A 355-nucleotide genomic window follows, 5' to 3' on the forward strand; every position below is an offset into this window, starting at 1 on the left:
AGACATTTGCGGCGACTTCCGGAAAGAGGCCTATCTCCCGCTGAAAATCCGACATGTGTTGCAACACTGCCGGTTGCTTGAGCGTGTCGGGCTCATCGCTTGCCACCGCGACGAACAGGTGGTCTGCGCCGAGGAAGCGCTGGGTAATCGCTGCTGCATCCTGGTTGTATTCCGAGTCCTGCCAAAATACTGTCGAGCCTGGGCTTGCATCCCCGATTTGAATGCCCTGAGCATAGTAAGCGGTGGCCAGCATTAGTAACACGCAAGCACCTAACACGACTGCGGGGCCACGGCGGTGGTTGACCATATCGGCGATTCGGCTCAAGCCACGCTCCATGAGCGCGTTGGTATCCCG

At 58.3% G+C, this 355-nt stretch carries 1 protein-coding gene; it reads right to left on the reverse strand.

Annotated features, from left to right (window positions below):
- A partial coding sequence (locus tag F8C76_RS19390; protein ID WP_211372202.1) for a hypothetical protein occupies positions 1 to 355 on the reverse strand: 355 nt, incomplete at both ends.

This window comes from Flagellimonas olearia, assembly GCF_009184425.1.
Lineage (GTDB): Bacteria > Bacteroidota > Bacteroidia > Flavobacteriales > Flavobacteriaceae > Flagellimonas > Flagellimonas olearia.